The sequence below is a fragment of the Aminobacterium sp. genome (genome assembly GCF_034926885.1).
Lineage (GTDB): Bacteria > Synergistota > Synergistia > Synergistales > Aminobacteriaceae > Aminobacterium.
This window is the reverse complement of the sequence record NZ_JAYFQR010000002.1, coordinates 24,581-47,318: the sequence shown is the minus strand read 5'-3', so window position 1 is coordinate 47,318 and position 22,738 is coordinate 24,581. Positions and strand designations below refer to the sequence as shown.

21 protein-coding genes and 1 riboswitch are annotated in these 22,738 nt (G+C 44.3%); of the genes, 17 read left to right on the top strand and 4 right to left on the bottom strand.

What is annotated here, in order from left to right; genetic code table 11:
• The first annotated feature begins 18 nt into the window (after positions 1–18).
• Entirely contained in the window at positions 19–1,560 is a 1,542-nt protein-coding gene (rny, locus tag VB083_RS00730) for a ribonuclease Y (RefSeq protein WP_213690846.1), read from the top strand.
• Between the two features lie 12 nt (positions 1,561–1,572).
• Positions 1,573–2,358, top strand: coding sequence for a TIGR00282 family metallophosphoesterase (locus VB083_RS00725; RefSeq protein ID WP_213690869.1), 786 nt, complete (start codon positions 1,573–1,575; stop codon positions 2,356–2,358).
• A 94-nt stretch (positions 2,359–2,452) separates the two neighbouring features.
• Here VB083_RS00725 and hypE read toward each other — a convergent pair whose 3' ends face one another.
• From hypE to VB083_RS00710, 3 genes are read right to left on the bottom strand one after another with little or no spacing between them, the layout of a single operon-like run.
• Positions 2,453–3,379 (bottom strand): hydrogenase expression/formation protein HypE, encoded by a 927-nt coding sequence (gene hypE, locus VB083_RS00720; protein WP_323401630.1) that lies wholly within the window; start codon positions 3,377–3,379, stop codon positions 2,453–2,455.
• 20 nt (positions 3,380–3,399) lie between these two features.
• Positions 3,400–4,563 (bottom strand): hydrogenase formation protein HypD, encoded by a 1,164-nt coding sequence (gene hypD / locus VB083_RS00715; RefSeq protein WP_323401595.1) that lies wholly within the window; start codon positions 4,561–4,563, stop codon positions 3,400–3,402.
• Positions 4,532–4,801 (bottom strand): HypC/HybG/HupF family hydrogenase formation chaperone, encoded by a 270-nt coding sequence (locus VB083_RS00710; RefSeq protein ID WP_307879850.1) that lies wholly within the window; start codon positions 4,799–4,801, stop codon positions 4,532–4,534. The genes hypD and VB083_RS00710 overlap by 32 nt, the downstream gene beginning before the upstream one ends.
• A 265-nt stretch (positions 4,802–5,066) precedes the next feature.
• On the opposite strand from VB083_RS00710, the gene VB083_RS00705 reads away from it, so the two are divergent.
• The 10 genes from VB083_RS00705 to alr all read left to right on the top strand — a co-directional run bounded on the left by VB083_RS00705 (position 5,067) and on the right by alr (position 16,479).
• Positions 5,067–6,404 carry a sodium-dependent transporter gene (locus VB083_RS00705; RefSeq protein WP_213699632.1) on the top strand — a complete coding sequence of 446 codons (1,338 nt, stop codon included), beginning with the start codon at positions 5,067–5,069 and terminating at the stop codon, positions 6,402–6,404.
• Between the two features lie 189 nt (positions 6,405–6,593).
• Positions 6,594–6,709, top strand: a riboswitch (glycine riboswitch).
• Positions 6,710–6,806: 97 nt separating this feature from the next.
• Complete coding sequence (locus tag VB083_RS00700; protein WP_213690848.1) at positions 6,807–7,223, top strand: GrdX family protein; 417 nt, start codon at positions 6,807–6,809, stop codon at positions 7,221–7,223.
• A gap of 69 nt (positions 7,224–7,292) precedes the next feature.
• Positions 7,293–7,610, top strand: coding sequence for a thioredoxin family protein (locus VB083_RS00695; protein ID WP_213690873.1), 318 nt, complete (start codon positions 7,293–7,295; stop codon positions 7,608–7,610).
• A 29-nt stretch (positions 7,611–7,639) separates the two neighbouring features.
• Positions 7,640–8,926, top strand: coding sequence for a glycine/sarcosine/betaine reductase component B subunit (locus tag VB083_RS00690; RefSeq protein ID WP_213690849.1), 1,287 nt, complete (start codon positions 7,640–7,642; stop codon positions 8,924–8,926).
• Between the two features lie 55 nt (positions 8,927–8,981).
• Positions 8,982–9,458: a glycine/sarcosine/betaine reductase complex selenoprotein A gene (gene grdA / locus VB083_RS00685; protein WP_213690850.1), complete on the top strand. Its 477-nt coding sequence runs from the start codon at positions 8,982–8,984 to the stop codon at positions 9,456–9,458.
• Between the two features lie 25 nt (positions 9,459–9,483).
• Entirely contained in the window at positions 9,484–10,791 is a 1,308-nt protein-coding gene (gene grdB, locus VB083_RS00680; protein WP_213690851.1) for a glycine reductase complex selenoprotein B, read from the top strand.
• A gap of 95 nt (positions 10,792–10,886) precedes the next feature.
• Positions 10,887–12,416 carry a glycine/sarcosine/betaine reductase complex component C subunit beta gene (grdC, locus tag VB083_RS00675; RefSeq protein WP_323401594.1) on the top strand — a complete coding sequence of 510 codons (1,530 nt, stop codon included), beginning with the start codon at positions 10,887–10,889 and terminating at the stop codon, positions 12,414–12,416.
• Between the two features lie 19 nt (positions 12,417–12,435).
• Positions 12,436–13,587: a glycine/sarcosine/betaine reductase complex component C subunit alpha gene (gene grdD, locus VB083_RS00670; protein ID WP_213690853.1), complete on the top strand. Its 1,152-nt coding sequence runs from the start codon at positions 12,436–12,438 to the stop codon at positions 13,585–13,587.
• 286 nt (positions 13,588–13,873) lie between these two features.
• Complete coding sequence (locus tag VB083_RS00665) at positions 13,874–15,250, top strand: sodium:alanine symporter family protein (protein WP_323401593.1); 1,377 nt, start codon at positions 13,874–13,876, stop codon at positions 15,248–15,250.
• 110 nt (positions 15,251–15,360) lie between these two features.
• Complete coding sequence (gene alr / locus VB083_RS00660) at positions 15,361–16,479, top strand: alanine racemase (RefSeq protein ID WP_213699749.1); 1,119 nt, start codon at positions 15,361–15,363, stop codon at positions 16,477–16,479.
• Positions 16,480–16,545: 66 nt separating this feature from the next.
• Here the strand turns inward: alr and VB083_RS00655 are convergent, their stop codons facing one another.
• Positions 16,546–17,571, bottom strand: a complete 1,026-nt coding sequence (locus tag VB083_RS00655; RefSeq protein WP_323401592.1) for an alpha-hydroxy-acid oxidizing protein — start codon at positions 17,569–17,571, stop codon at positions 16,546–16,548.
• A gap of 275 nt (positions 17,572–17,846) precedes the next feature.
• On the opposite strand from VB083_RS00655, the gene VB083_RS00650 reads away from it, so the two are divergent.
• The 5 genes from VB083_RS00650 (at position 17,847) to rd (ending at position 22,721) form a co-directional block, all read left to right on the top strand.
• Positions 17,847–19,793 (top strand): transketolase, encoded by a 1,947-nt coding sequence (locus tag VB083_RS00650; RefSeq protein WP_323401591.1) that lies wholly within the window; start codon positions 17,847–17,849, stop codon positions 19,791–19,793.
• 10 nt (positions 19,794–19,803) lie between these two features.
• Entirely contained in the window at positions 19,804–20,361 is a 558-nt protein-coding gene (locus VB083_RS00645; RefSeq protein ID WP_213690858.1) for an epoxyqueuosine reductase QueH, read from the top strand.
• A gap of 5 nt (positions 20,362–20,366) precedes the next feature.
• Complete coding sequence (locus tag VB083_RS00640; RefSeq protein WP_307879852.1) at positions 20,367–21,347, top strand: AIR synthase family protein; 981 nt, start codon at positions 20,367–20,369, stop codon at positions 21,345–21,347.
• A 29-nt stretch (positions 21,348–21,376) separates the two neighbouring features.
• Positions 21,377–22,477, top strand: coding sequence for a M24 family metallopeptidase (locus VB083_RS00635; protein WP_307879853.1), 1,101 nt, complete (start codon positions 21,377–21,379; stop codon positions 22,475–22,477).
• Positions 22,478–22,559: 82 nt separating this feature from the next.
• Positions 22,560–22,721, top strand: coding sequence for a rubredoxin (rd, locus tag VB083_RS00630; protein WP_213690861.1), 162 nt, complete (start codon positions 22,560–22,562; stop codon positions 22,719–22,721).
• Positions 22,722–22,738 lie beyond the last annotated feature (17 nt).

Here is a 22,738-nt window from a genome sequence, read left to right as displayed (position 1 = left end):
AGGAGTGATAGGCCAATTATGCAAATGATGACTGCTATTATAGGAATAGCTGCTGGCCTTGCTGCTGGAGTTGCAGCAGGGTTCATGCTTTCAAAGACTATTGGAGCCAAACATCTTGAAAATGCCAAATTACGAGCAGAAACAATTCTTAAAGAGGCTCTTCAAGAGGGGGAACAGCGTAAACGGGAGAAGTTGGCGGAGGCTCGCGAAGAAGCGTATAAACTTCGTCAGGAAGTTGAACGGGAAAGTAAGGAGCGTCGCTTGGAACTTCAAAGAGCAGAACGACGCCTTGAGCAAAAAGAAGAAAATCTTGATAAAAAGATGGACCGGATTGGTCACAAAGAGGAAGAACTTCGTCAACGTAAAGACGATATAGAGAAACAGTCTGCCGAGGTAGAGCTTGTTCGACAGGAACAGGTTAAACGCCTTGAAGAGATTGCTCAAATGTCGAGAGAAGAGGCCCGTCAGATTCTTCTTAAAGAGACAGAAGACGATATGCAGCATGATTTGGGCATGCTTATGAAAGATTTAGAGGAACGAACGCGGCGAGAAGCGGAGAAAAAGGGGAAAGAAGTTCTTGCGACGGCTATCCAACGTTGTGCTGTTGAACAGACATCGGAAGTCGCCGTGAGTGTCGTGCCTCTGCCTTCTGATGAAATGAAGGGACGTATTATTGGCCGTGAAGGACGAAATATTCGTTCCTTTGAAACCTTGACAGGCGTAGATCTTATTGTTGATGACACGCCAGAAGCTGTGACTTTGAGCAGTTTTGATCCTGTACGAAGAGAGGTTGCACGTCTTTCTCTCGAAAGACTTGTTGCCGATGGAAGGATTCATCCTGCCCGGATCGAAGAACTGGTGGAAAAGGCAACAAAAGATGTTGATGAGCAGATACTTGAAGCTGGAGAAACCGCCCTTTTGGAAACAGGCGTTAAAAATATGCACGATGAGCTTATTCGCCTTATAGGTCAATTGCGATATCGATATAGCTACGGACAAAATGCCTTACAGCATAGCCTTGAAGTATCACACTTATCGGGTATTATCGCTGCTGAATTGGGTGTTGATGAGGAGTTGGCCAGACGAGCCGGTTTGTTGCATGATATAGGGAAGGCTGTGGACCATCAGATAGAGGGGCCTCACGCCCTTATCGGAGCAGACTTGGCGAAACGGTATGGCGAATCTCCAGAAATCATAAATGCTATCGCGGCACATCATGAAGATGTAGAGCAGCAGTCGGTGTTTGACGTTATTGTTGCTGCTGCAGATGCTGTGAGCGCATCTCGTCCGGGAGCTAGAAGAGAAAGCCTTGACGCATATATACGCAGACTCGAAAAGTTGGAGGAAGTAGCGAAATCTTTCAAGGGAGTAAGTAAAGCATTCGCTATACAGGCTGGACGTGAAGTTCGCGTTGTGGTCTCTCCCAATGTGACGGATGAAGGCGTTGTTTATAAAATAGCCTATGATATCGCCCGTAAGATCGAAGAAGAGATGAAATATCCAGGTCAGATCAAAGTCACGGTAACACGTGAGGTTCGGGCAACAGAATATGCGAAGTAGGCATTTGCGATGATGAGAATACTTTTCGTTGGAGATATAGTGGGGCGACCGGGTCGAAAAACTTTTTTGACCCAGTTGCCTCTTCTTAAGAAAGAATTTTCGAAGATTGATTTTGTCATTGTTAATGGTGAAAATGCTGCTGCTGGAAAGGGCTTGACGGAGAAAATCAAAGATGAGTTCTTTGATGCAGGAGTAGATGGTATTACATCAGGAAATCATATTTGGGATAGGTCTGATTTTTACACAGTTTTAGACGAAGAAACTCGAATAGTGCGGCCTGCTAACTATCCGCCAGGGTGTCCTGGAATAGGAGTGACTGTTCTTTCGAAACGAGGATTGAAGCTTGGCCTTATAAATTTGCAGGGTCGGGTTTTTATGCCTGATACTGATTGTCCTTTTCGTAAGGCTGATGAAATTTTAGAAGATTTTGCCGATGTTCCCACCCTAATTGATTTTCACGCAGAGGCAACATCTGAAAAGAGGGTTTTAGGTTTTTATCTTGATGGCAGAGTTTCAGCTTTTCTTGGAACCCATACTCACGTACAGACAGCTGACGAAGAAATTCTACCAAAAGGAACAGCATATATTTCTGATGTAGGAATGACAGGTGCGCATCACAGCGCTATTGGTATGACGTTAGAAAGTGTTTTGCCAAAATTCCTTACAGGTCTCCCCTCTCGATTTCAAGTGGCCAGCGACGATTTGCGTCTTAATGCTGTGCTTATTGATATCGACACAGAGACTAAAAAAGCTACACACATAGAAAGAATAGTACGAGTATTAGACGAAGAAAACTAATAAGATAATAAAAAAATTGATTAATAAAACAAAAGGGAGGAGCTTTCAAAAGCTCCTCCCTTTTGTAATCATGTAAATTTAATAATTTGTTGTCTTAGCAGATACGGGGCAACATTTCGCCTACTGGCATATCCACTACTCGCATACCACCAATTTTTGTCTGAAGAGCAACCATTCCCTTATGTTCTTCAGTGACACTGCCTATTATTGAGGCTTCTTGGCAAAGAGGGTTTTCCCGTAAAATATTCAATACCTTATCTGTGTCTTTCGGGTCAACTCCTATGGCTGCACATCCTTCACACGCCAAATAAAGCGGATCAAAACCTAAAATATCACAGACAGACTGCACTGATGAACGAATAGGAATGCCCTCTTCTGAGAGTGTTACTCCTAATTGTCGTCCTTCGGCCCATTCGCACATAACCGTACCCAGCCCCCCTCGGGTGCAGTCACGCATACAGCGTAACCCATCAATTTTGAGCAGTGGTTCCAATGCTGGCCAAAGAGGAGCACAATCACTTTTCAGGTCTTCCGGATTAAGATCAAAACGGCTTGCTCCTATTGCTGCACCGTGTCGTCCTATAGATGTGCTAACGATAATCGTATCGCCTGGCTGGAGAAGATTCATCCCCAACGGAGCAGGTGTAACTCTTTCTCCAACAGCGCATGTTGTTATGAAAAGACCTTCAACGTGTCCCTTGGGAACTACTTTAGTGTCCCCTGCTACAAGCTGAATGCCGAGTTTTTGGCATATCGAAGAGGCACTTTTCATATATCGTGTGAGTTCATCTATATGAAGACCTTCTTCTGCAACAACACTCATCGTTATAAATTGAGGTTTAACCCCACGAACGGCTAAGTCATTTGCACTTCCGCAGATTGCAAGCTCTCCAATATCCCCACCTGGAAAATCTCGAGGCGAAACAGTAAAGCTATCAATGGTTACACCAATCTTCTCCCAGATAAGAGCACAATCTTCAAGATCTGACGTAAGATTTTTTTTAGGAAAGACGGAAAGAATGACCTGTATAAGATCTTGAGTTAATCGTCCGCCACTTCCGTGGCCAAGTGTGACTTTTTCCAGGGAGATTCACCTCCTCTATTATATTTGTAGTATGCAGAGCAAGACCCTTCACTTGAGACCATACATGGTCCAACGGGAGTCATAGGTGTGCATCGTTTAGCGAAAAGAGGGCATTCCAATGGACGTATATGCCCTGCTAAAACATCACCACAACGGCATCCTGCAGGAGGAGGCGGTGATGTAAGTGTTATTTGAAACCGAAGAAGGGTATCAAACGATGAAAACTCTTCCTTAAGCATATATCCGGAGAGAGGAATTTCTCCCAAGCCTCTCCATCGAGCAGAGCAGGGTGTAAATACCCGGTCTATCATTGAAAGAGCTTTTTGATTGCCTTCTGGTCGGACAGCTCGTGGATAGAGAGAGTGTAAAACAGCCTGACCATTTGCATGTTGAAAGACAAGGTCAGCAATGGCCAAAAGAATATCCATTGGTTCGAATCCGGCAATAGCACAAGGAATTTTATATTTTTGGGCAATGAACCGATAGGCGTTGTGTCCGAGAATAACACTGACGTGACCAGGAAGAATAAAACCATCTATTTTCAGGTCTGGATCTTGAACTAATTGCTCCAAAACGGGAGGTGTTTGTTTGTGATAACTCAGAATAGAGAAATTTGAAATGTTCTTTTCGCGCGCTTCGAGAACGGTAGCTGCGGTTGCTGGAGCAGTTGTTTCAAAACCCACAGCCAAAAAAACAACTTCTCGTTCGGGGTTATTTTCTGCAATGGATAAAGCCTGAGCTGCGCTTGTTACCAGTCGAACATCCTTCCCCTCGCTTTTTCTCTCGGAGAGAGAGCTCTTGGTTCCAGGAACACGAAGCATATCTCCGTAGGTTGCTACTGTGATTTGTGGCATGTCAAGAATGTCTATGGCGCAATCGATCTCTCCTTGATCTGTCACACAGACGGGACATCCCGGTCCAGATACAAGAGATAACTCTTCAGGAAGAAGAGAGCGGATTCCTGAACGGAATATAGAGACTGTATGTGTTCCGCATACTTCCATAAAAGTTAATGGTTTTGAAATTCTCTGGCCGATGGCTTCTATTACATGTTGAGCTGTAAAAGAGGCCTTGAAGGGGTTGGATTTTTTATCGGACTTTTGCATGGCTCTGTTCGGCATATTGATAAATTTCATCCCAAAGGGCCCGCAACTCTATTGAATCGTCTTTTTCTAGTTTTTCAATAGCAAAACCCGCATGTACCAGAACGGTATCTCCTATTTCAACAGAGTCTAACAAGTCTGTACGAACTTCAACCTGAACGGAACCTGTGTTGGCTAACGCTTTGTTTTCACCTAAGAATTTTTCTATTGTGTGAGGAACAGCAAGACACATCTCGTCTATCACTCCTTCCGACATATAATTCTACTCTATATCATTTCTTATGCAATGGACAGAAAAAATAAAAGAATTTTTGATCATTTTATTTTCATTTAAGGGCTACAATTATTAACCTCTTGATGTATAATTGAAGTACATTATCGTATATCTTGAATAATGCCAATCTTGAGTATTTTCAAATTTAGTTGTTGAGTGTGGGGAGGTGGAAGAGGAAAAAATAGAGTGAGAGTCGAATGTTACAAAAGTTTTTAGTAGTCAGATGAAAAGGGGGGTTATATGGAAGATGAGTAACAATGGAGAGAGAGAACAGTGGGGAAGTAGAATAGGTTTTATTCTTGCGGCCGCTGGTTCAGCCGTTGGTTTGGGAAACATTTGGCGTTTCCCTTATATCACCGGCCAAAATGGTGGAGGAGCTTTTGTTCTTATTTATGTTGCACTTGTTTTTGTTATCGGCTTCTCCGTTATGCTTGCAGAGGTAGCCATTGGACGTCGCGCTCAGTTGAATGCTGTAGGGTCATTTAAAAAATTAAAAGGTGGAGCTTGGCCGATCGTTGGCTGGATGGGTGTCGCTGCAGGGTTTATTATTTTGTCTTATTACGGAGTTATTGGCGGTTGGACTATTAAATACTTTATTAGCTCATGGACAGGGCTCATGGAAGCAGGAGCTGCTGGCAAGGCTGGAGATGTATTTGGCGGTTTCGTAACAAATACGCCACAAGTTATTATGTTCCAAGCGCTTTTTATGATAGTAACTATTTGGGTTGTCTATCGTGGTATAGGCGAAGGAATTGAAAAGTATTGTAAAGTGTTGATGCCAGCGCTTTTTGTAATTCTTTTGATTCTTATTGTTCGTTCTGTGACTCTTGAAGGCGCAGGAAAAGGGCTTGAATTCTATCTTAAACCCGACATGTCGAAAATTACCGGAGATACTTTCTTGGCAGCGTTAGGTCAGGCTTTCTTCTCTCTTTCTCTTGGCATGGGATGTATGATTACGTATGGCAGCTATTTGACGAGAAATACGACAATACCAAGTGCTGTTGGTCAGATATGCTTTATCGACACAATGGTAGCCTTACTTGCTGGTCTCGTTATTTTCCCGGCAGTTTTTGCATTTGGTGTCGAAGCCGGAGCTGGCCCGGGGCTTACATTTGTTACGTTGCCATCTGTCTTTTCTCAGATGCCTGGTGGTCCCATTTGGTCATCACTATTCTTTTTGCTTCTCTTCATAGCGGCGCTAACGTCTGCTATTTCTTTGCTTGAAGTGGTTTCTGCTTACTTTATCGATGAAATGGGATGGGGACGACCCAAGGCTGCGTTGCTTATGGGACTGACAATTTTCCTGTTGGGTATTCCTTCTGCAATTTCTCTTGCAGGCAATTTGAAAGTTGCGGGAAAAGATTTCCTTGATGCGGCGGACTTTTTGGCTTCTAACGTGTTGTTACCTTTAGGTGGACTCTTCATTGCCCTTTTTGTCGGCTGGGTCTGGACAGAGACTGCGCGTAAAGAGGTTAGCAACGATGGCACATATCAATTTGGTCTGATGGATGTATGGATTTGGATATGTAGAACTGTTGCCCCAATAGCCATTGCTATCATTTTCTGGCAGGGGTTGAAATGGTAAAAGAGTAGTAAGGTAATAAAAGTGAAATCAGCAGCGGGTTTTGACAATAGCTGCTTAAAGTAAAGATAACAGGGGGGAGAATAATTCCCCCTGTATTTTGTATATTTATGTGAATAGGATGAAAGTTTCATTTTTCACAAGGGCCTTGACTATCATCACTTATAGTGTAGAATCATAACAGATTGCCGGAGGAAGGTCGCAAGAGAGTCCTTTTTACTATGGTAGAGGGGCGCCGAAGGGGCAATGTTTTTAGGTGTAGGAACCTTAAAATGGAAACTCTCAGGCACAAGGATTGCGACTGGACGGGTCTCTGGAAGAGTTAGCCGCTCTTTTCATAGAGCCAGATTGGGCTATGCGACAGAGATTGTCTTACCTATAGAATCGATATAGGAGGCAGTGTATATGGGTCGCAAGCTCCTCGTAACAAATAATAAAACTCTTTGTAAGAGAGTGAAAAATGTCGAATGTGTAGAAGGATCGTCATTCGACGTTTTGGTTGTAGCTCGTGATTATATCCATCAAGGATGGGTTCTTTTGTCACATCCGCTTTATGGTAATTTGCGCCCCTATCAGCATCCTTTCCGTTCCCTTCTTTTAGAAGCTCCAAGTGAAAATTCTGTACGTCAAGTAGATACATATTCCCTTGAGCTTATAGAAAACGCTCTTTCGATTTATCGTTCTTGTGGAGAGAGGATACTAAAAGTCTCGTCTCTATCAGAGGAAATGATAGATGATTTCTCATTTCTTGATAAGGAACTTATTAAAGAAAGTCTGAATAAGTATTCAATGTTTTTCTCTGCTGGGGATGAGCAGAGATAAATAGGGGTTAGTGTTGTCGTGTTAGTGAGATTTTTAACTTTTTCTGAAAGGAGGTGAAGTTGAATGGCAATGGTCGAATTGACGAAAGAGAATTTCGATGCAGAGGTAAAGGAGAGCAGTCTCCCTGTACTCGTCGACTTTTGGGGCCCTAAGTGTGGTCCTTGTATGGCCCTTCTTCCCAACGTACATAAAATGGCCGAGGAGTTTGAAGGAAAAGTCAAGTTCACTTCTGTTGATGTTTCTCAGAACCGTCGTGTAGCTATCAACAATAGGGTGATGGGATTACCCACATTCCTTTTCTGGAAAGATGGCAAAGAGGTTGCACGTATTAGCGGTGCTGAGGTTACCCTTGAGAAAATCAAGGAAAATGTAGAGAAATTACTGTAAGCGAATCCGCGAAAAAGGGGGGGAGTCATTTGAAATTAGAACTCCATAACGTAAAAGTTAGTAAACTTGCATGGGGAGACAAGACAACAGTAAAAGACGGCGTTCTCTATGTCAACAAAGAAGAGCTTATTGCAAAGCTTTCCGATGACGAGCGTCTTGCTAAAATTGATGTTGATCTTGCTATGCCCGGCGAGAGCGTACGTATCCTTCCAGTGAAGGATGTTGTTGAGCCTCGTTGCAAACTCGAAGGCTCTAACGAAGTATTCCCCGGTTTCATCGGCGATGTAGACACCGTCGGCGAGGGCAAGACTCTCGTGTTAAAAGGTGCTGCCGTTGTAACAACGGGAAAAATAGTTCGTTTCCAGGAAGGCATCATTGATATGATGGGTCCTGGTGCGGAGTATACTCCTTATTCTCAGACCAACAACGTCGTACTTGTTCTTACTCCCGTTGATGATCTTGAGAAACACGATCATGAAGCAGCATGCCGTATGGCTGGCCTTAAGACCGCTGCTTACCTTGCCCAGAGCTGCAAGGAAGCAAAAGCTGACGAGGTCGAGACTTACGAGCTTCCTTCCTTCAACGAAGCTATGCATGCCTATCCTGAGCTTCCTAAAGTAGCATACCTCTATATGCTTCAGTCTCAGGGACTTCTTCACGATACCTATGTTTACGGTGTAGACGCCAAGAAAATTCTTCCCACATTCATCAACCCGACAGAAGTTTTTGATGGCGCTATCGTTTCCGGAAACTGCGTTTCCGCTTGCGATAAGAACAACTCCTATGTTCACCTCAACAACCCTGTCATCAAATCCATGTTTGATCGCCACGGAAAAGATTTCAACTTCATCGGCTGCATCATCACCAATGAGAACGTAACCTTGGCCGACAAGAAGAGAAGCTCTTCCTATGCTGTCAAACTTGCGAAGACACTTGGCGTAGACGGCGTTCTTATCTCTGAGGAAGGCTTTGGTAACCCCGATGCCGACCTTATCATGAATTGCTGGAAAGCCGAGCGCGCCGGAATCAAGACCACTCTTCTTACTGACGAATATGCTGGTCAGGACGGCGCAAGCCAGTCTCTTGCAGACTCCTGCAAAGAGGGCGATGCCTGTGTAACAGCTGGTAACGCTAACGAAGTTATCGTACTTCCTCCAATGGAGAGAGTTATCGGCATTCCTGAAGAAGCCAACACTATCGCTGGCGGCTGGCAGGGTTCCCTTGCTGAAGACGGCACAATTACCGTTGAGTTGCAGGCTATCCTCGGCGCTACAAGTGAGCTTGGTTACACGAAACTTGGAGCCTACACAATCTAGTTTTCAGTAGTGTAGGAAGTTCCTTATAAAAAAGACTAAAAAGGAGGTGCGAAGCATGGGCAAATTGGCTGGAAAAAAAGTTCTTCTTCTTGGCGAGCGCGATGGCGTTCCAGGACCTGCCATGGAAGCATGCTTCAAAGATAGCGGCGCTGAGGTTGTCTTCTCAGTGACCGAGTGTTTCGTCTGAACGGCTGCAGGAGCCATGGACTTGCAGAACCAGCAGCGTGTTAAAGATGCTGCTGAAAAGTATGGAGCCGAAAACGTAGTAGTAATTCTTGGTTCTTCTGATGCAGAAGGCGCTGAGATTTACGCTGAAACAGTAACAAACGGTGATCCTACTTTCGCTGGTCCTTTGGCTGGAGTTCCGTTGGGACTCGCAGTATACCACGTATTTGAGCAGGAAATTCGCGATGAAGCCGATGAAGCGGCTTGGGAAGATCAGATCAGCATGATGGAAATGGTTCTCGACCCCGAGGCACTTTCTGCTGCTGTAAAATCTATGCGCGAAGAATTTAGTAAGCATACATTATAAATCCTTATAGAAAGGAGGGGTACATATGACTTACCGTGTCGTTCATTATATAAATCAGTTCTTTGCAGGTATTGGCGGTGAGGAGAAGGCTGATTATTTACCAGAGCTTCGTGAAGGTGTAGTAGGCCCTGGTATGGCCCTTAATGCAGCATTTAAAGGAGAAGCCGAAATAGTCGCCACCGTTGTCTGTGGAGATACATACTTTGCTTCCAATATGGAAGAAGCAACAAAGACGATTCTTGATATGGTGAAAAAGAGCAATGCCGATGCTTTTATAGCTGGCCCTGCTTTTAACGCTGGACGTTATGGCACAGCTTGCGGCGCTATTTGTTCCGCAGTTTCCAAAGAGCTTGGCGTTCCTGTCGTTTCCGCCATGTATCCTGAAAACCCCGGCGTTGAGATGTATAGAAAGAACCTTTTCATCGTAGAGGCTGCTGACAGTGCTCGCGGAATGGGTAAAGCAGTGCCTGCAATGGCTGCTCTTCTTCTCAAACAGCTTAAGGGAGAGAAAATTGGTCTGCCCACAGAGGAAGGCTACATTGAGCGCGGTGTTCGAATCAACAAGTTCTATGAGAAACTTGCTGCCGAGCGCGCTGTTGACATGTTTGTAGCAAAAATGCAGGGCAAACCTTTCACAACTGAATATGCAATGCCTGTCTTTGACAGAGTAGCTCCAAACCCTGCCATTAAAGACCTTAAAAATGCCACTGTTGCTATTGTTACATCTGGTGGTATTTGCCCCAAAGGAAACCCTGATCATATCGAGGCTTCCAGTGCCAGCAAATATGGCGAATATGATATTACCGGCGTAGATGACCTTACAGCTGAAGCTTACTGCACAGCCCACGGTGGCTATGACGCTACCTATGCTGACCAGGATGCCGACAGAGTTCTTCCTGTTGACGTACTGAGAGAGATGGAAAAAGCCGGAGTATTTAAAAAGCTTCACAATAAATTCTATACAACAGTTGGTAACGGTACTGCCGTAGCCAGCGCAAAACGTTTCGGTGCCGAAATTGCTGAAAAATTAAAGAAAGACGGCGTCGATGCGGTAATATTAACATCCACCTGAGGAACTTGTACTCGTTGCGGTGCAACGATGGTAAAAGAAATTGAGCGCGCTGGTCTTCCAGTCGTTCACGTTTGTACAATCGTTCCTATTTCCTTGACTGTTGGTGCTAACAGAATCGTTCCAGCTGTTGCCATTCCTCACCCCCTGGGTGACCCAACAAAGCCTTTCGAGGAAGAAAAAGCAATTCGTCGGCATCTCGTAGAGAAAGCTCTGAAAGCCCTTCAGACAGAAGTCGACGATCAGACAGTTTTCACAGACTAGTAACGTCTGTAATCAGGGCCCAGGGTAATCCCTGGGCCTATCTCTTATTGTAGAATAATAAAGAAAGATTGTTAATTGAGGAGGTTTTTGCAGCCATGTCCAGTGTTGGTATTAAAGGTTACGCTTACTGCCTGAACCACGTCCCCGAACTGGGTCTCCATTATGGGAACACCCCTTACGTTGAGAGGCACCATCATAAAGGAGAGAGTGAGTATTTAAAAAATTTACCGGAACATATGCAGTCCTTTGAGGATGCAAGAGATTATGCTCCCAACCAGGCTTATATTGGCGGTTTCCCTCTTTCCGAGTATGAAGCCAAGAAACAGCCCTGGTATGAAAATCGTTTAACAGGTTCAAGCCGTTATGGCAAGTTTGGTGAAATCATGCCCGAGGATGAATTCCTTGGACTCATGGATATATGCGACGTCTTCGATATTATTTGGCTTGAGAAAGGTTTTGCAGCCAGCGTAAAAGAGAAGCTCGCCCAGGATCCAATAATCAATGATCATGTTCTTGCCCGTCTTGAGGCAGGACACGACCTTTCCGAAATAGAGACAGAAGTGAAAGATCATTTAGCTTTGCCTCTCTATTTTGACAATAAAGTTGTAGGATGCGCACGTAACGGTCACGAGGTTGACGAGTGCCTTTTCGCCTACGTATTACTTGAAAATTTAGCTTGTAAGGCTGGCGGAGTATTGGCCCTTCTTCACATGTTGGAAAATACAGGCGTTGCTCCTGAGGAAATCGATTTTGTTATCGAGTGTTCTGAAGAGGCTGCCGGAGATATGAACCAGCGTGGCGGCGGCAACTTTGCAAAATCTGTTGCTGAAATCGCAGGCTGTGTAAATGCAAGTGGATGTGACGTTCGTGGATTCTGTGCTGGCCCTGTTAATGCTATGCTTGCAGCGGCATCACAGGTTGCTTCCGGTCTTCGTAAAAACTGTGTCGTGCTCGCTGGCGGAGCTATTCCTAAGCTTTACATGAACAGCCGCGACCATGTTAAAAAGGGAATGCCTGCACTGGAAGATTGTCTTGGAAACTTTGCAATTATGCTTGTGCCCGATGATGGTACAAATCCAGTAATTCGCCTTGATGCTGTGGGTAAGCACTCTGTAGGTTCCGGAGCTTCCCCCCAGGCTGTTACCTCTGCCCTCGTTTTCGAGCCTTTGCAGAAAATTGGTTTGACATTTACAGATGTAGATAAGTTTGCAGCTGAACTTCACACACCTGAAATAACACTTCCTGCCGGCGCCGGCGACGTGCCTCTTGCAAGCACAAAAATGATTGCCGCGTTAGCTGTTATGAAGAAAGTTATTGAGAAAGCCGACATGATGAACTTCGTAAAAGAGAAAGGTCTCGTTGGATATGCCCATACACAGGGACACATTCCTTCTGGAGTTCCTTTCGTTGGCCCAGCTTGCGAAGCCATTAAAGAGGGTTCTATGAACCGGGTGATGATCATCGGTAAGGGAAGTTTGTTCCTTGCACGTTTGACCAACCTGGCTGACGGAGCTTCCTTCCTTATCGAGCCGAGCAGCGGTGGTGCTGGAGCTGTCGTGAGCAAGGAAGATGTTAAAGCGCTGATTCTCGAGGTTCTTTCTGAGATCACGGAAAAGCTCCAGTAGTAGGAGCGAGGTGAGCAGTATGAGTGAAATCAGGCGTCTAGTCGGGGAGGCTCTCTCCGAAATAGTTGAAACAGCTAAAAGTGGCGGTCCTCGCATCAGCGTAGGACTTATGGCTACTGGAAGTGAACATGGAGGAGAAGAGCTGGCAAAAGCTGGTGTTCTGGCTCAGGCACAGTATCCCAACGTCAAGGTCGTTATGATTGGTCCTAAAGTGGATGGATATGATGAGCTTGAATGGATTGAAACTCCTAATTGTGAGGCTGATGTTTCTTCCGCAATGGAGAAAGCCATAAAAGAGGGAGTTATACAGGGTGCTGTCGCGATGCACTATCCTTTCCCCATGGGAGTAACAACTATTGGACGTGTTGTAACTCCTGCTAAAGGAAAAGATATGATTATCGCTTCTTCCACAGGTACTTCTGCTATTCAGAGAGTTGAAGCCATGGTTAAGAATGCGATTTACGGTATTGCCGTTGCCAAGTCTATTGGTAAAGAGAATCCGACGGTAGGTATATTAAACGTAGAGGGAGCTCAGCTTGTTTTCAGAGCTTTAAGCCAGTTGAAAGAGAAAGGCTACGATATTACCTTTGGAACAAGCATTCGTAAGGATGGTGGTTCTGTCCTTCGTGGGAACGATATCCTTGCTGGTGCCGTTGATGTGTGTGTTAGCGACACATTGACAGGTAACGTGTTGATGAAGGTATTCTCTTCATTTAACACAGGTGGTTCCTATGAGGCTCTCGGTTGGGGTTACGGCCCATCAGCTGGTGAAGGCTGGCCTCACGTTATTTCCATTATTTCAAGAGCTTCCGGTGCTCCTGTAATTGCTAATGCCTTAGCTTATAATGCAGCTGCGGTTCGTGGAAACCTTCCTGCAGTTGTTGCTGAGGAAATTGCGAAAGCAAAAAGTGCTGGACTTGACGATATCATTGCGGCCCTGCAGCCCAAACCTGCGGCTGCAGAAGAGGAGATAACACCTCCTCCTGCAGAGCCGACAGATGATGAAATTCATGGGATAGACGTACTTTCCATTGAAGATGCCGTAAAGGTGCTTTGGAAAGAAAAGATCTACGCTGAGTCTGCCATGGGCTGTACAGGCCCAGTGGTCAAGTTGCCGGCAAAGTATACAGAAAAGGCCAAAGAAATATTAAAGGCCAACGGATATCTCTAGAATCAAGTAGTACTAAAGACTCAAAATTGAAATAAAAGAGTAAGCGGGAAAACAGTTTAATGTTTTCCCGCTTTTTTTATTAAGTAAAAGTGATATAATTTTCGTAGTTTTTAGATTGTTTAAAATCTAACAAAAAGTAGGAGGTGGTAGAAAGTTCAGTTTAGTACGTGCTTTTCGCTCCTTGAAGTTTGCACCACGAGAAAGAGTGTGTTGTGAAGAGAGTAGAGAATGACAAGAATAGAGAAAAGTCATGTTCTCTCTCATAGTGAAAGGGGGAATTGCATCAATGGACGCTATTATGAAGCTGAACGGTATAATTAATGGTATTGTGTGGGGACCTTGGATGATTACGTTGCTACTTGGAACAGGAGTTTACCTTACGATAGTTCTTGGCTTTCCTCAGGTTCGTTATTTTGTTTTTATGTTTAAAGAGATTTTTGGTAATTTAGGTAAAAAGAAAGAAGGAGAAGGAACAATTACCGCTTTTGGTGCTCTTGCTACAGCACTCGCCTCTACTTTAGGATCAGGGAATATTGCCGGTGCTGCTACGGCCGTACATTTGGGAGGGCCCGGTGCCTTAGTATGGATGTTGATAACTGCAATATTTGGAATGACCACTAAATTTGCTGAAGTGGCTTTGGCTGTGCATTTCCGTACGAAAGATGAAGAGGGTAATTGGCGTGGCGGTACCATGTATGTCTTAGAAAAAGGTACCGGATATAAATGGTTAGCATGGCTTTTTGCCTTCTTTTCCATGTTCGCAGCTTTTGGTATAGGAAATGCAATTCAAGCAAACTCTGTTGCAGAAGCAATTAACCTCGGCTTTAAACTTCCTCATTATATTACTGGTGTTGCCATAGCTATTCTTGTCGGACTTGTTATTATTGGCGGAATCACTCGAATTGCTCAAGTAACGACCTACCTTGTTCCTTTTATGGCCGTTTTTTATGTTATAGGTGCTCTTATGGTTATAGCTCATCACGCAGATATGATTTTACCTGCTTGGAGTAGTGCTCTGAAATATGCTTTTTCAGATCCAATGGCTATGCCTGGAGCTTTAGCTGGCTGGACCATTAAACTAGCCTTAACGAAAGGTGTTGCACGTGGAATTTTCTCGAATGAAGCTGGTTTAGGATCCGCTCCCATGGTTCACGCTACAGCGATTACAGATCATCCTTGCCGTCAGGGGACATATGGACTTTTTGAAGTATTCCTTGACACCATTGTTATATGTACTTTAACAATTACAACAATACTTGTAACTGGAATGCTTACAGGAAGGCCTGAACTTACAGGAGCGCAACTTACTCTTTCAGCCTTTGAAACGGTACTCGGTCAAACAGGAGTAATGATTCTCGCTGTCGGTTTAGCCATGTTTGCTTTCTCCACTATTCTTGGATGGTTCTGGTATGGTGATACAAGCGCCCGCTATATTTTTGGCCCCAAAGTAGGCCCCATTTATAAAGGGTTATGGATTTTGGTTATTGTAGTTGGAGCTGCAGGTGGCGGTGGTAAATTCCTTGGTAACATTTGGAACCTTTCCGATACAATGAACGGTCTAATGGCTGCTCCTAACCTTGTTGCCCTTCTTTTACTCTCCAAAGAACTTCGTCGCCTTGTCAAAGATTTTGATGCCAAGAGAAAATCAGGGGAAATTAAGTAAATTATCACAATTTGACAAATATACTAACTATTGTAACATGGCGGCAGGGGCGGAAATCCGCCCCTGTCTTCTGTGCAACGAAATTTATATAAAGAACAGGGGGAATAGGTGTGTTACTTCGTCCTACCAGAATGGAAGTTAATTTGAAGAATATTCAATCTAACTTCAAAGCAATTCAGAAACACGTAGGAACTGGTTCCCAGGTCATGGCTGTAGTGAAAGCTGATGCTTATGGGCACGGTGCTTTAGAAGTAACCAAAGCTCTTCTTGATGTAGGATGTCAGCGTTTTGCCGTAGCCACTCCAGATGAGGCGGTACAGATACGAGAAGCAGCAATAAACGACCCACTATTGGTTCTTGGCCCCTCTCCTTACGATGTTGCTTCAGAATATGTCAAATATGATATAGCGGCTGCCCTTACAGATATTAAGTTTGCACAGGCGATGAGCCGTGAAGCTGTTAATCAGGGAAAGACAGCTTTGCTTCATCTAAAAATTGATACTGGAATGGGGAGAATAGGTTTTCTCCCACAAGAAATACCTCAAGTTATAGATGAAATTTTGAAATTACCAGGAATAAGAGTAGAAGGACTCTTTACTCACTTTGCTGTTGCAGATGAAAAACGCTTGGATTATACAGAGCTTCAATTTACGCGATATATGGATGTGTATCATTTTCTTGAGAGCAAGGGGCTCCGAATTCCATTGCGCCATGTTTGCAATAGCGCAGCAGTGCTTCATTCTCCCGAGATGTATCTGGATGCTGTTCGACCAGGTGTCATCCTTTATGGTATGTGGCCTTCCGATGAGTGCGTTCGCCCTATAGAATTAAAGCCCACATTTGAAGTAAAAACAGCTATTGCTTCTATAAAAGAGTTGCCATGCAATAGTGGCATCGGATACGGTCTTCGCTATATGACACGAGGCATAGAAAAAATTGCCATTATTCCGTTAGGTTATGGAGACGGGTACTCTCGCTCACTGTCAATGAAAATACCAGTTCTTGTGCGCGGTAAAAGAGTTCCTATTGTTGGAAATATATGCATGGATCAGACGATGATCGATGTTACGGATATAGATGACGTAAAAGTGGGAGATGAAGTTGTTATTATAGGGCGTCAGGGTGAAGAGTTTATTACGCCAGAGGAAGTGGCGGCAATTCGGAATACTATTAATTACGAAATTCCAATTATGTTTTTGCCGCGAGTTCCCAGAGTTTATATTCGTTAGATCAACAGGAAAGAATAAAGGGAGGCTGTCAATGGAGGCAGCCTCCTTATTTTTTTATGACCCTCTTTACCGAAGGGGCATACGTATTTTTTCCATGGTGATTTCTTTGAGGTTTGCAGCGCCACACATAAGCATAATGTTACGAAGCTGTTCGCCTAAAAATTCTGTATAAAGAGCAACACCTTCAGATTGGCCTCCGCATGCTGCTATAACATATGGTCGACCGATCATAACTGCGTCGGCTCCTAGTGCCAAGGCCTTGAAAATATCGGCTCCCGTACGGATTCCTCCGTCTACTATTATTTTGAGGCGATCTTGTACTGCTGCCCGAATTTCCGGTAAGACCTCACACGTGGCGGGAGCTGAGGGCATAACGCGGCCACCGTGAGAAGATACGACAATAGCGTGGCCCCCTGCCTCTAAGGCTTTAAGTGCGCCCTTAGCGGTCATAACACCTTTAAGAATGAAAGGAACTTTTGTCGCATTAGTAAGAAGGCGAAGGTCTTCCACGCTCTTAGGCGAGAGAGTATTGACTTTACTTCCCATGTTTTTCAACCCTGCCATATCAATATCCATTCCAAAAGCTGTGGGTTTTGTTGTATTAATTGAATCGAGTCTCTCTTGTAATTTTTCATTGCTCCACGGTTTGCATACGGGGACACCGCGATTCTTATGCCTTTTAATAATATCTATGCTGCTTTCGAACATCCCAGGAGCAGGTCCATCTCCCGTAAAAGCAAGGATACCTGCCTTGTTGGCTCCTTCAATGGTTAATTCCATATATTCGATGTCAGTCATAATACCGTTATAGTTTTTTTTCATACCACCTATGGGGGCAATAAAGATCGGATAGCTAAAGTTCTGACCGAACATAGCCAAAGTTGTATCTTGTCCGCAGTTTTCATAGCACGTATCCATATTGAGTTTGACACTATCCAAAAATTCAGTGCAAACAGTCCAAGAAGAACCGTTGCCTACAGCCCCCACTCCAGGGACTTCTCCACGGCAGGAGATGCCGTTACATACTTTACAGACTCTGCATCTTGGGGACATCTTTTCTTTTGCGCGCTCCCATATTTCTTGTATTGTCATTTTGAGATGCTCCTTTGTATAGAAAATATACCGTGTCATTGTAGTTTCTCTTATTATTGGAAGTCAAAATAAATTTGTTATGGGGGAATAAAAATGTTTTTCTATTTTATGCCCTTATGCTTCATATAATTATGCTGTAGAGGTTAGAATACATAGGATAGGATAAAGGGGCATTTTTTGAGGGATGTTCTTTTTTTACATAAAAATTATGCCTCAAAAGGAAAAAATGGATATAATCAGACCTGGAGTTTGAATATAAGGAGGACGTAAGACTGATGGAAAACAATTTGCCTTCACTTCGGAATTTTCCCGTAGAGGCGTTAACCGACGAAGACGTAAAGCTTCTTGATAATGCAGCTCGCAAGGCACGTATTGATGCTGTGACTATGGTTTCTCTCGCAGGGAGTGGACATCCTGCCGGATCCCTTTCAAGTATGGAAATGTACTTGGCTACATACGGTGTGGCCAATCTCACCCCTGAAAATTGCAACGATACAGACCGTGACTATATAGTCGTCAGCCACGGACATACCTCTCCTGGCGCATACGCGACTTTAGCTACATGGGGCTTTTTCGAACCTCTCGATGCTGTTGCCAATTTCAGATTATGCTCCAGTCCTTTCCAGGGACATGTTGAGAGAAATGTTCCCGGAATAGACTGGGGAAGTGGAAACCTCGGGCAAGGGCTGGCTGCTGGTGTAGGTTTTGCTCTTGCGCAAAAAGCCCGGAATAACAGCGGGCGTGTCTTTGTCGTTATGGGTGACGGAGAACAGACCAAGGGGCAGGTTGCCGAAGCACGGCGAATTGCGGTAAAAGAGGGACTTTCAAATATTACAGCCCTTATCGATTATAACCACATACAAATTTCCGGACGTACAGAAGATGTTATGCCTGTTGATGTGCGTTCATTATGGGAAGCCGATGGTTGGGGAGTTCTCGAATGCGATGGACACTCCTTTGCCGAGATCTATGCGGCTTTGCGCGATGCTGTAAATGACGATGTTCCGACAGTAATTATCTGTCATACCCAAATGGGAAAAGGCATCTCCTTTATGGAAGGTATTCCTGATTATCACGGAAAAGCACCGAGTAAAGATCAGTATGCAGAAGCCATGAAAGAGCTTGGCGGTGACTTGGAATATCTCGAAAAGGCCAAATCTTTACGGGGCAATCCGATGCCTGTAGGGAGAAAAATTGTTCCCAATTCAAATAATCTTGTCTATGGGGAACCTCGCCAGTATGACAGTGAAACGAAGACAGACAACAGATCGGCCTTTGGCAATGCTCTTGCCGATGTGGGAGCCCTTAACTATAAGAAAGAAGACAAGACACCTCTTCTTGTTTTTGACTGTGACTTGGCAGGTTCTGTAAAAACAGCCGATTTCGCTAAAAAGTGCCCTGAATGGTTTATTCAGACAGGCATACAGGAGCATGCTACTGCGACAGTTGCCGGAGCTGCTTCTGTGGCTGGCGCTGTAAGCGTTTGGGCTGATTTCGGAGTGTTCGGATTGAGCGAAGCCTATAATCAGCAGCGGCTGAATGACATAAACAAGACAAACCTTAAACTGGTGCTTACTCACGTGGGTCTTGACGTGGGAGAAGATGGCATGACCCATCAGTCCATTGACTACGTTGGCCTTTTAAGAAATACATTTGGTTGGAAACTTATTGTTCCGGCAGACCCCAATCAGACAGACAGAGCGACACGATGGGCCATTAAAGAAGCGGGGAATGTCTGCCTTGCCATGGGACGAAGCAAGTTGCCAGTCCTTACAGACGAGGAAGGCAAACCAATCTTTGGCGAAGATTATACGTTTGAATATGGTCAGGCAGTGAAGGTACGTGATGGTAAAGATGGTGCCATCTTTGCACTTGGGGCCATGACAGGAAAAGCTCTTGAAGCCTGGGAAATACTTCGTGAAAAAGGATTGAACTTCAAGCTCTTTTCCGTAGCTACTCCATTAGCCATCGACACGGCAGCTTTAAGGGAAGCTTGCGACACAGGCGTTGTTATTTCTGTTGAAGATCATCATTATCACAATGGTTTAGGTGTTAGCATAGCCTTAGCAATGGCTGAGGAAAGGCTTAGTGCTGCCTTTATGCCTCTTGGCGTACATTCATACGGTGCTTCTGGCAAGTCTGAAGAAGTAATGAAGCAGATGAAGCTTGATGCAGCGTCAATAGCTTCGCAGGCCGAAGAATGTTGTAAAGGAAGGGCGTAAGTAAAAAAACATGCACAATCTCTTGCTACATATTTGTTGTGCTCCAGATGCAACAATCCCATGGCCAGCACTTATTGAGGAAGGGTATTGTGTAACGGGATATTTCTACGGGCACAATATTCACCCGCAAGAAGAGTATAATCGGCGGAGAGAGGCAGTAGAGACACTTGCCTCTCTCCTGTCTCAATCTGTATATATAGAAGAATATAATCCCAATGAATGGCTTGAAAAGGCAAAGGCTTTATCTGAAGAGCCCGAAGGCGGGCGTCGGTGTTCCCTTTGTTTTGCCTTACAGCTGGAAGCCGCTGCTCAGAGAGCCCGGGAGCTTTCTTTTTCTTATTTATGTACGACCCTGACTATTAGTCCTCATAAAGATCCTGATAGAATTAATAGGTTGGGAGAAGAAATTTCAGCTCGATATGGAATTATATGGCTGAACAAGATATGGAGAAAAAATAACGGTTTCGTAGAATCGGTACGAAAAAGCCGTGAGATGAATCTATATCGTCAGAACTATTGCGGTTGTTGCTATAGCATACATGCCGAAAGTATTGATAAGAGGAGATGACCCCCATGGAGGATGAACGTAGCGTATTGCCTGTCGGAAAACTTCCCCCAGATATTCTAGAGAAGCACATATTGCAGTTTAGTGGAGCTAGACGGCCTGATGTTCTCGTTGGACCTGGCATTGGGGAAGATGCTTCGCTTATCCGGTTCCCCGAGGGAAAACTATTAGCTGTCTCTTCTGATCCTATTGTAGGCGCTTCGGAGGGTGCTGGAACCTTTCTTGTTCATATTAACGCCAACGATATCGCATGTAAGGGTGGAGATCCCGCATATCTCATTATTACGCTCATTATCCCTGTAGATCAGGGGCTTCCCTTTGCGTCGATGATCATGGAAGAAATCCACCACGCCTGTAAAAAAATGGGTGTTGCCGTTATAGGTGGTCATACGGAATTTACAGATAGATATAAAAAACCTGTCATAGTGGGAACGATGATGGGCCAAACATCGTATCTTTACAGAGCAACTGACATTTGTGTTGGCGATGGTGTTATTATGACCAAACATGTGGGGCTTGAAGGCATGTCCATACTGGCTCATGATAGATGCGATCTTCTCGAAAGAAGTCTGACCAGCGAAGAAATTCAAGAGGTTTCGTCATGGATTTCTTCAATATCCGTATTGGAAGATGCCAAAACTGTTCGAGATATAGCCAGATTTATGCACGATCCTACTGAAGGTGGACTTTTTGGTGGACTTGCAGAGATATGTCGCTTAAGCGGACTTGGCCTTCAACTCAATAAAGAGGCCATTCCAGTTCACCCCTTAACGAAAAAAGTACAGGACGACTTAGATTTTGACGTTTTTCATCTTATCTCTTCAGGAGTTCTTGTTGTTGTTGTTCCTAAAGAACATATTGACGAAGCATTGGCACGTTTCGAAGAGAAAGATATTTCTGCAACGTTGATAGGAACCATAGCTGCAGAAGGCCAGGACAATGATGAACTGAACACAAAAGAAGAACTATGGAGACTTCTTGATCTGTAAGAAGTCCCAATAAGGAGGAAAAAGTGCTTATGCAGAATATTTTTCACCGTACAGAGAAGTTACGTCAGTCTTTTCCCGCCCTTGGAATAGACGCTGTTGCGCTTTTTGTTTTCGAACGTTCTAATTGGGAAAGTGTGTATTACATTTCCGGTTTCCGTGGAAGTAGCTCTGGAGTTCTTATCACAGAAAAAGAAACATTTCTTGTAACAGATGGGCGCTATTTAACGCAGGCATCGGAGCAGTCGCCCTTTACGCTGGTTCCACAGGGACAACGTTCTCTTCTTGAAACAATGTGTGATCTTATGGAGGAACATGGCTGTTCTCGAATCGGAGTGGAGAAAGAAAAGATATCGGCCAAGACATTTGAGCAGATTCAACATTCACTGGAAGGAAAAGAATGGTGTGATATTTCCAGTCTTTTGCCTATAATGCGGAGGACGAAGGATACTTCTGAGATTGAGCTGATCAAAGAGGCCGGAATGATTGCGTGCAATGCTTATAGAGAAGTTACAGCCCGAGTACAAGAAGGGATGTCTGAAAAAGAGTTTGAAGCTCTATTGGAATATATGGTGAAGAAGCTTGGTGCTGAGGCAGGTTGGGGAAATCATAATTTTATAGTTGCCTCTGGAGCTCGGAGCGCTTTGCCTCACGCGGCACCCACTGACCAGCCTTTCAAAAAAGGAGATTGGGTGACAGTCGATTTTGGTGCTATGGTTGGAGGATATATCTCTGACCTCACGCGTAATTTCTGCCTTGGCGAACCTGATTCGAAAGTGCGAGAGATCGAAGCAATTTTGCTGCGTGCCCATAAGGAAGCTGCTGCAGCCCTTAAACCAGGTGTTGCCGGAAAGGACATAGATGCCATTGCCCGTAAAATCATTTTTGATTCAGGGTATGGAGAATATTTCAACCACGGTCTGGGACACGCTTTGGGATTGGAGATTCATGAAAATCCGAGATTATCTCCATTAAGTAAAGATATTCTTCAAGTTGGGGATGTAGTCACTATAGAACCTGGCATTTACATTCCTGGTTTCGGAGGAATGCGTATCGAAGATGATTATCTCATTACGGAAAATGGAGCGGAGCGTATTTCCGGAGATTTAGATCAGGGGCTACTTATTCTTTAATACATTAACGGTTGCTTTTTTAACAGAGAGACGGATATAATGTCTCTACATGTGAAGTTTAAAAAATGAAGGAGGGGAAGTTATGACAAAGTATGTTTGCACAGTGTGTGGATATGTTTATGATCCTGCAGAAGGGGATCCTGATAATGGTATTGCCGCTGGAACATCTTTTGAAGACCTTCCGGAAGATTGGGTTTGCCCAGTTTGTGCCGTTGGAAAGGATATGTTCGAGCCAGAAGAGTAGTCTTTCTTGTGGCTTGT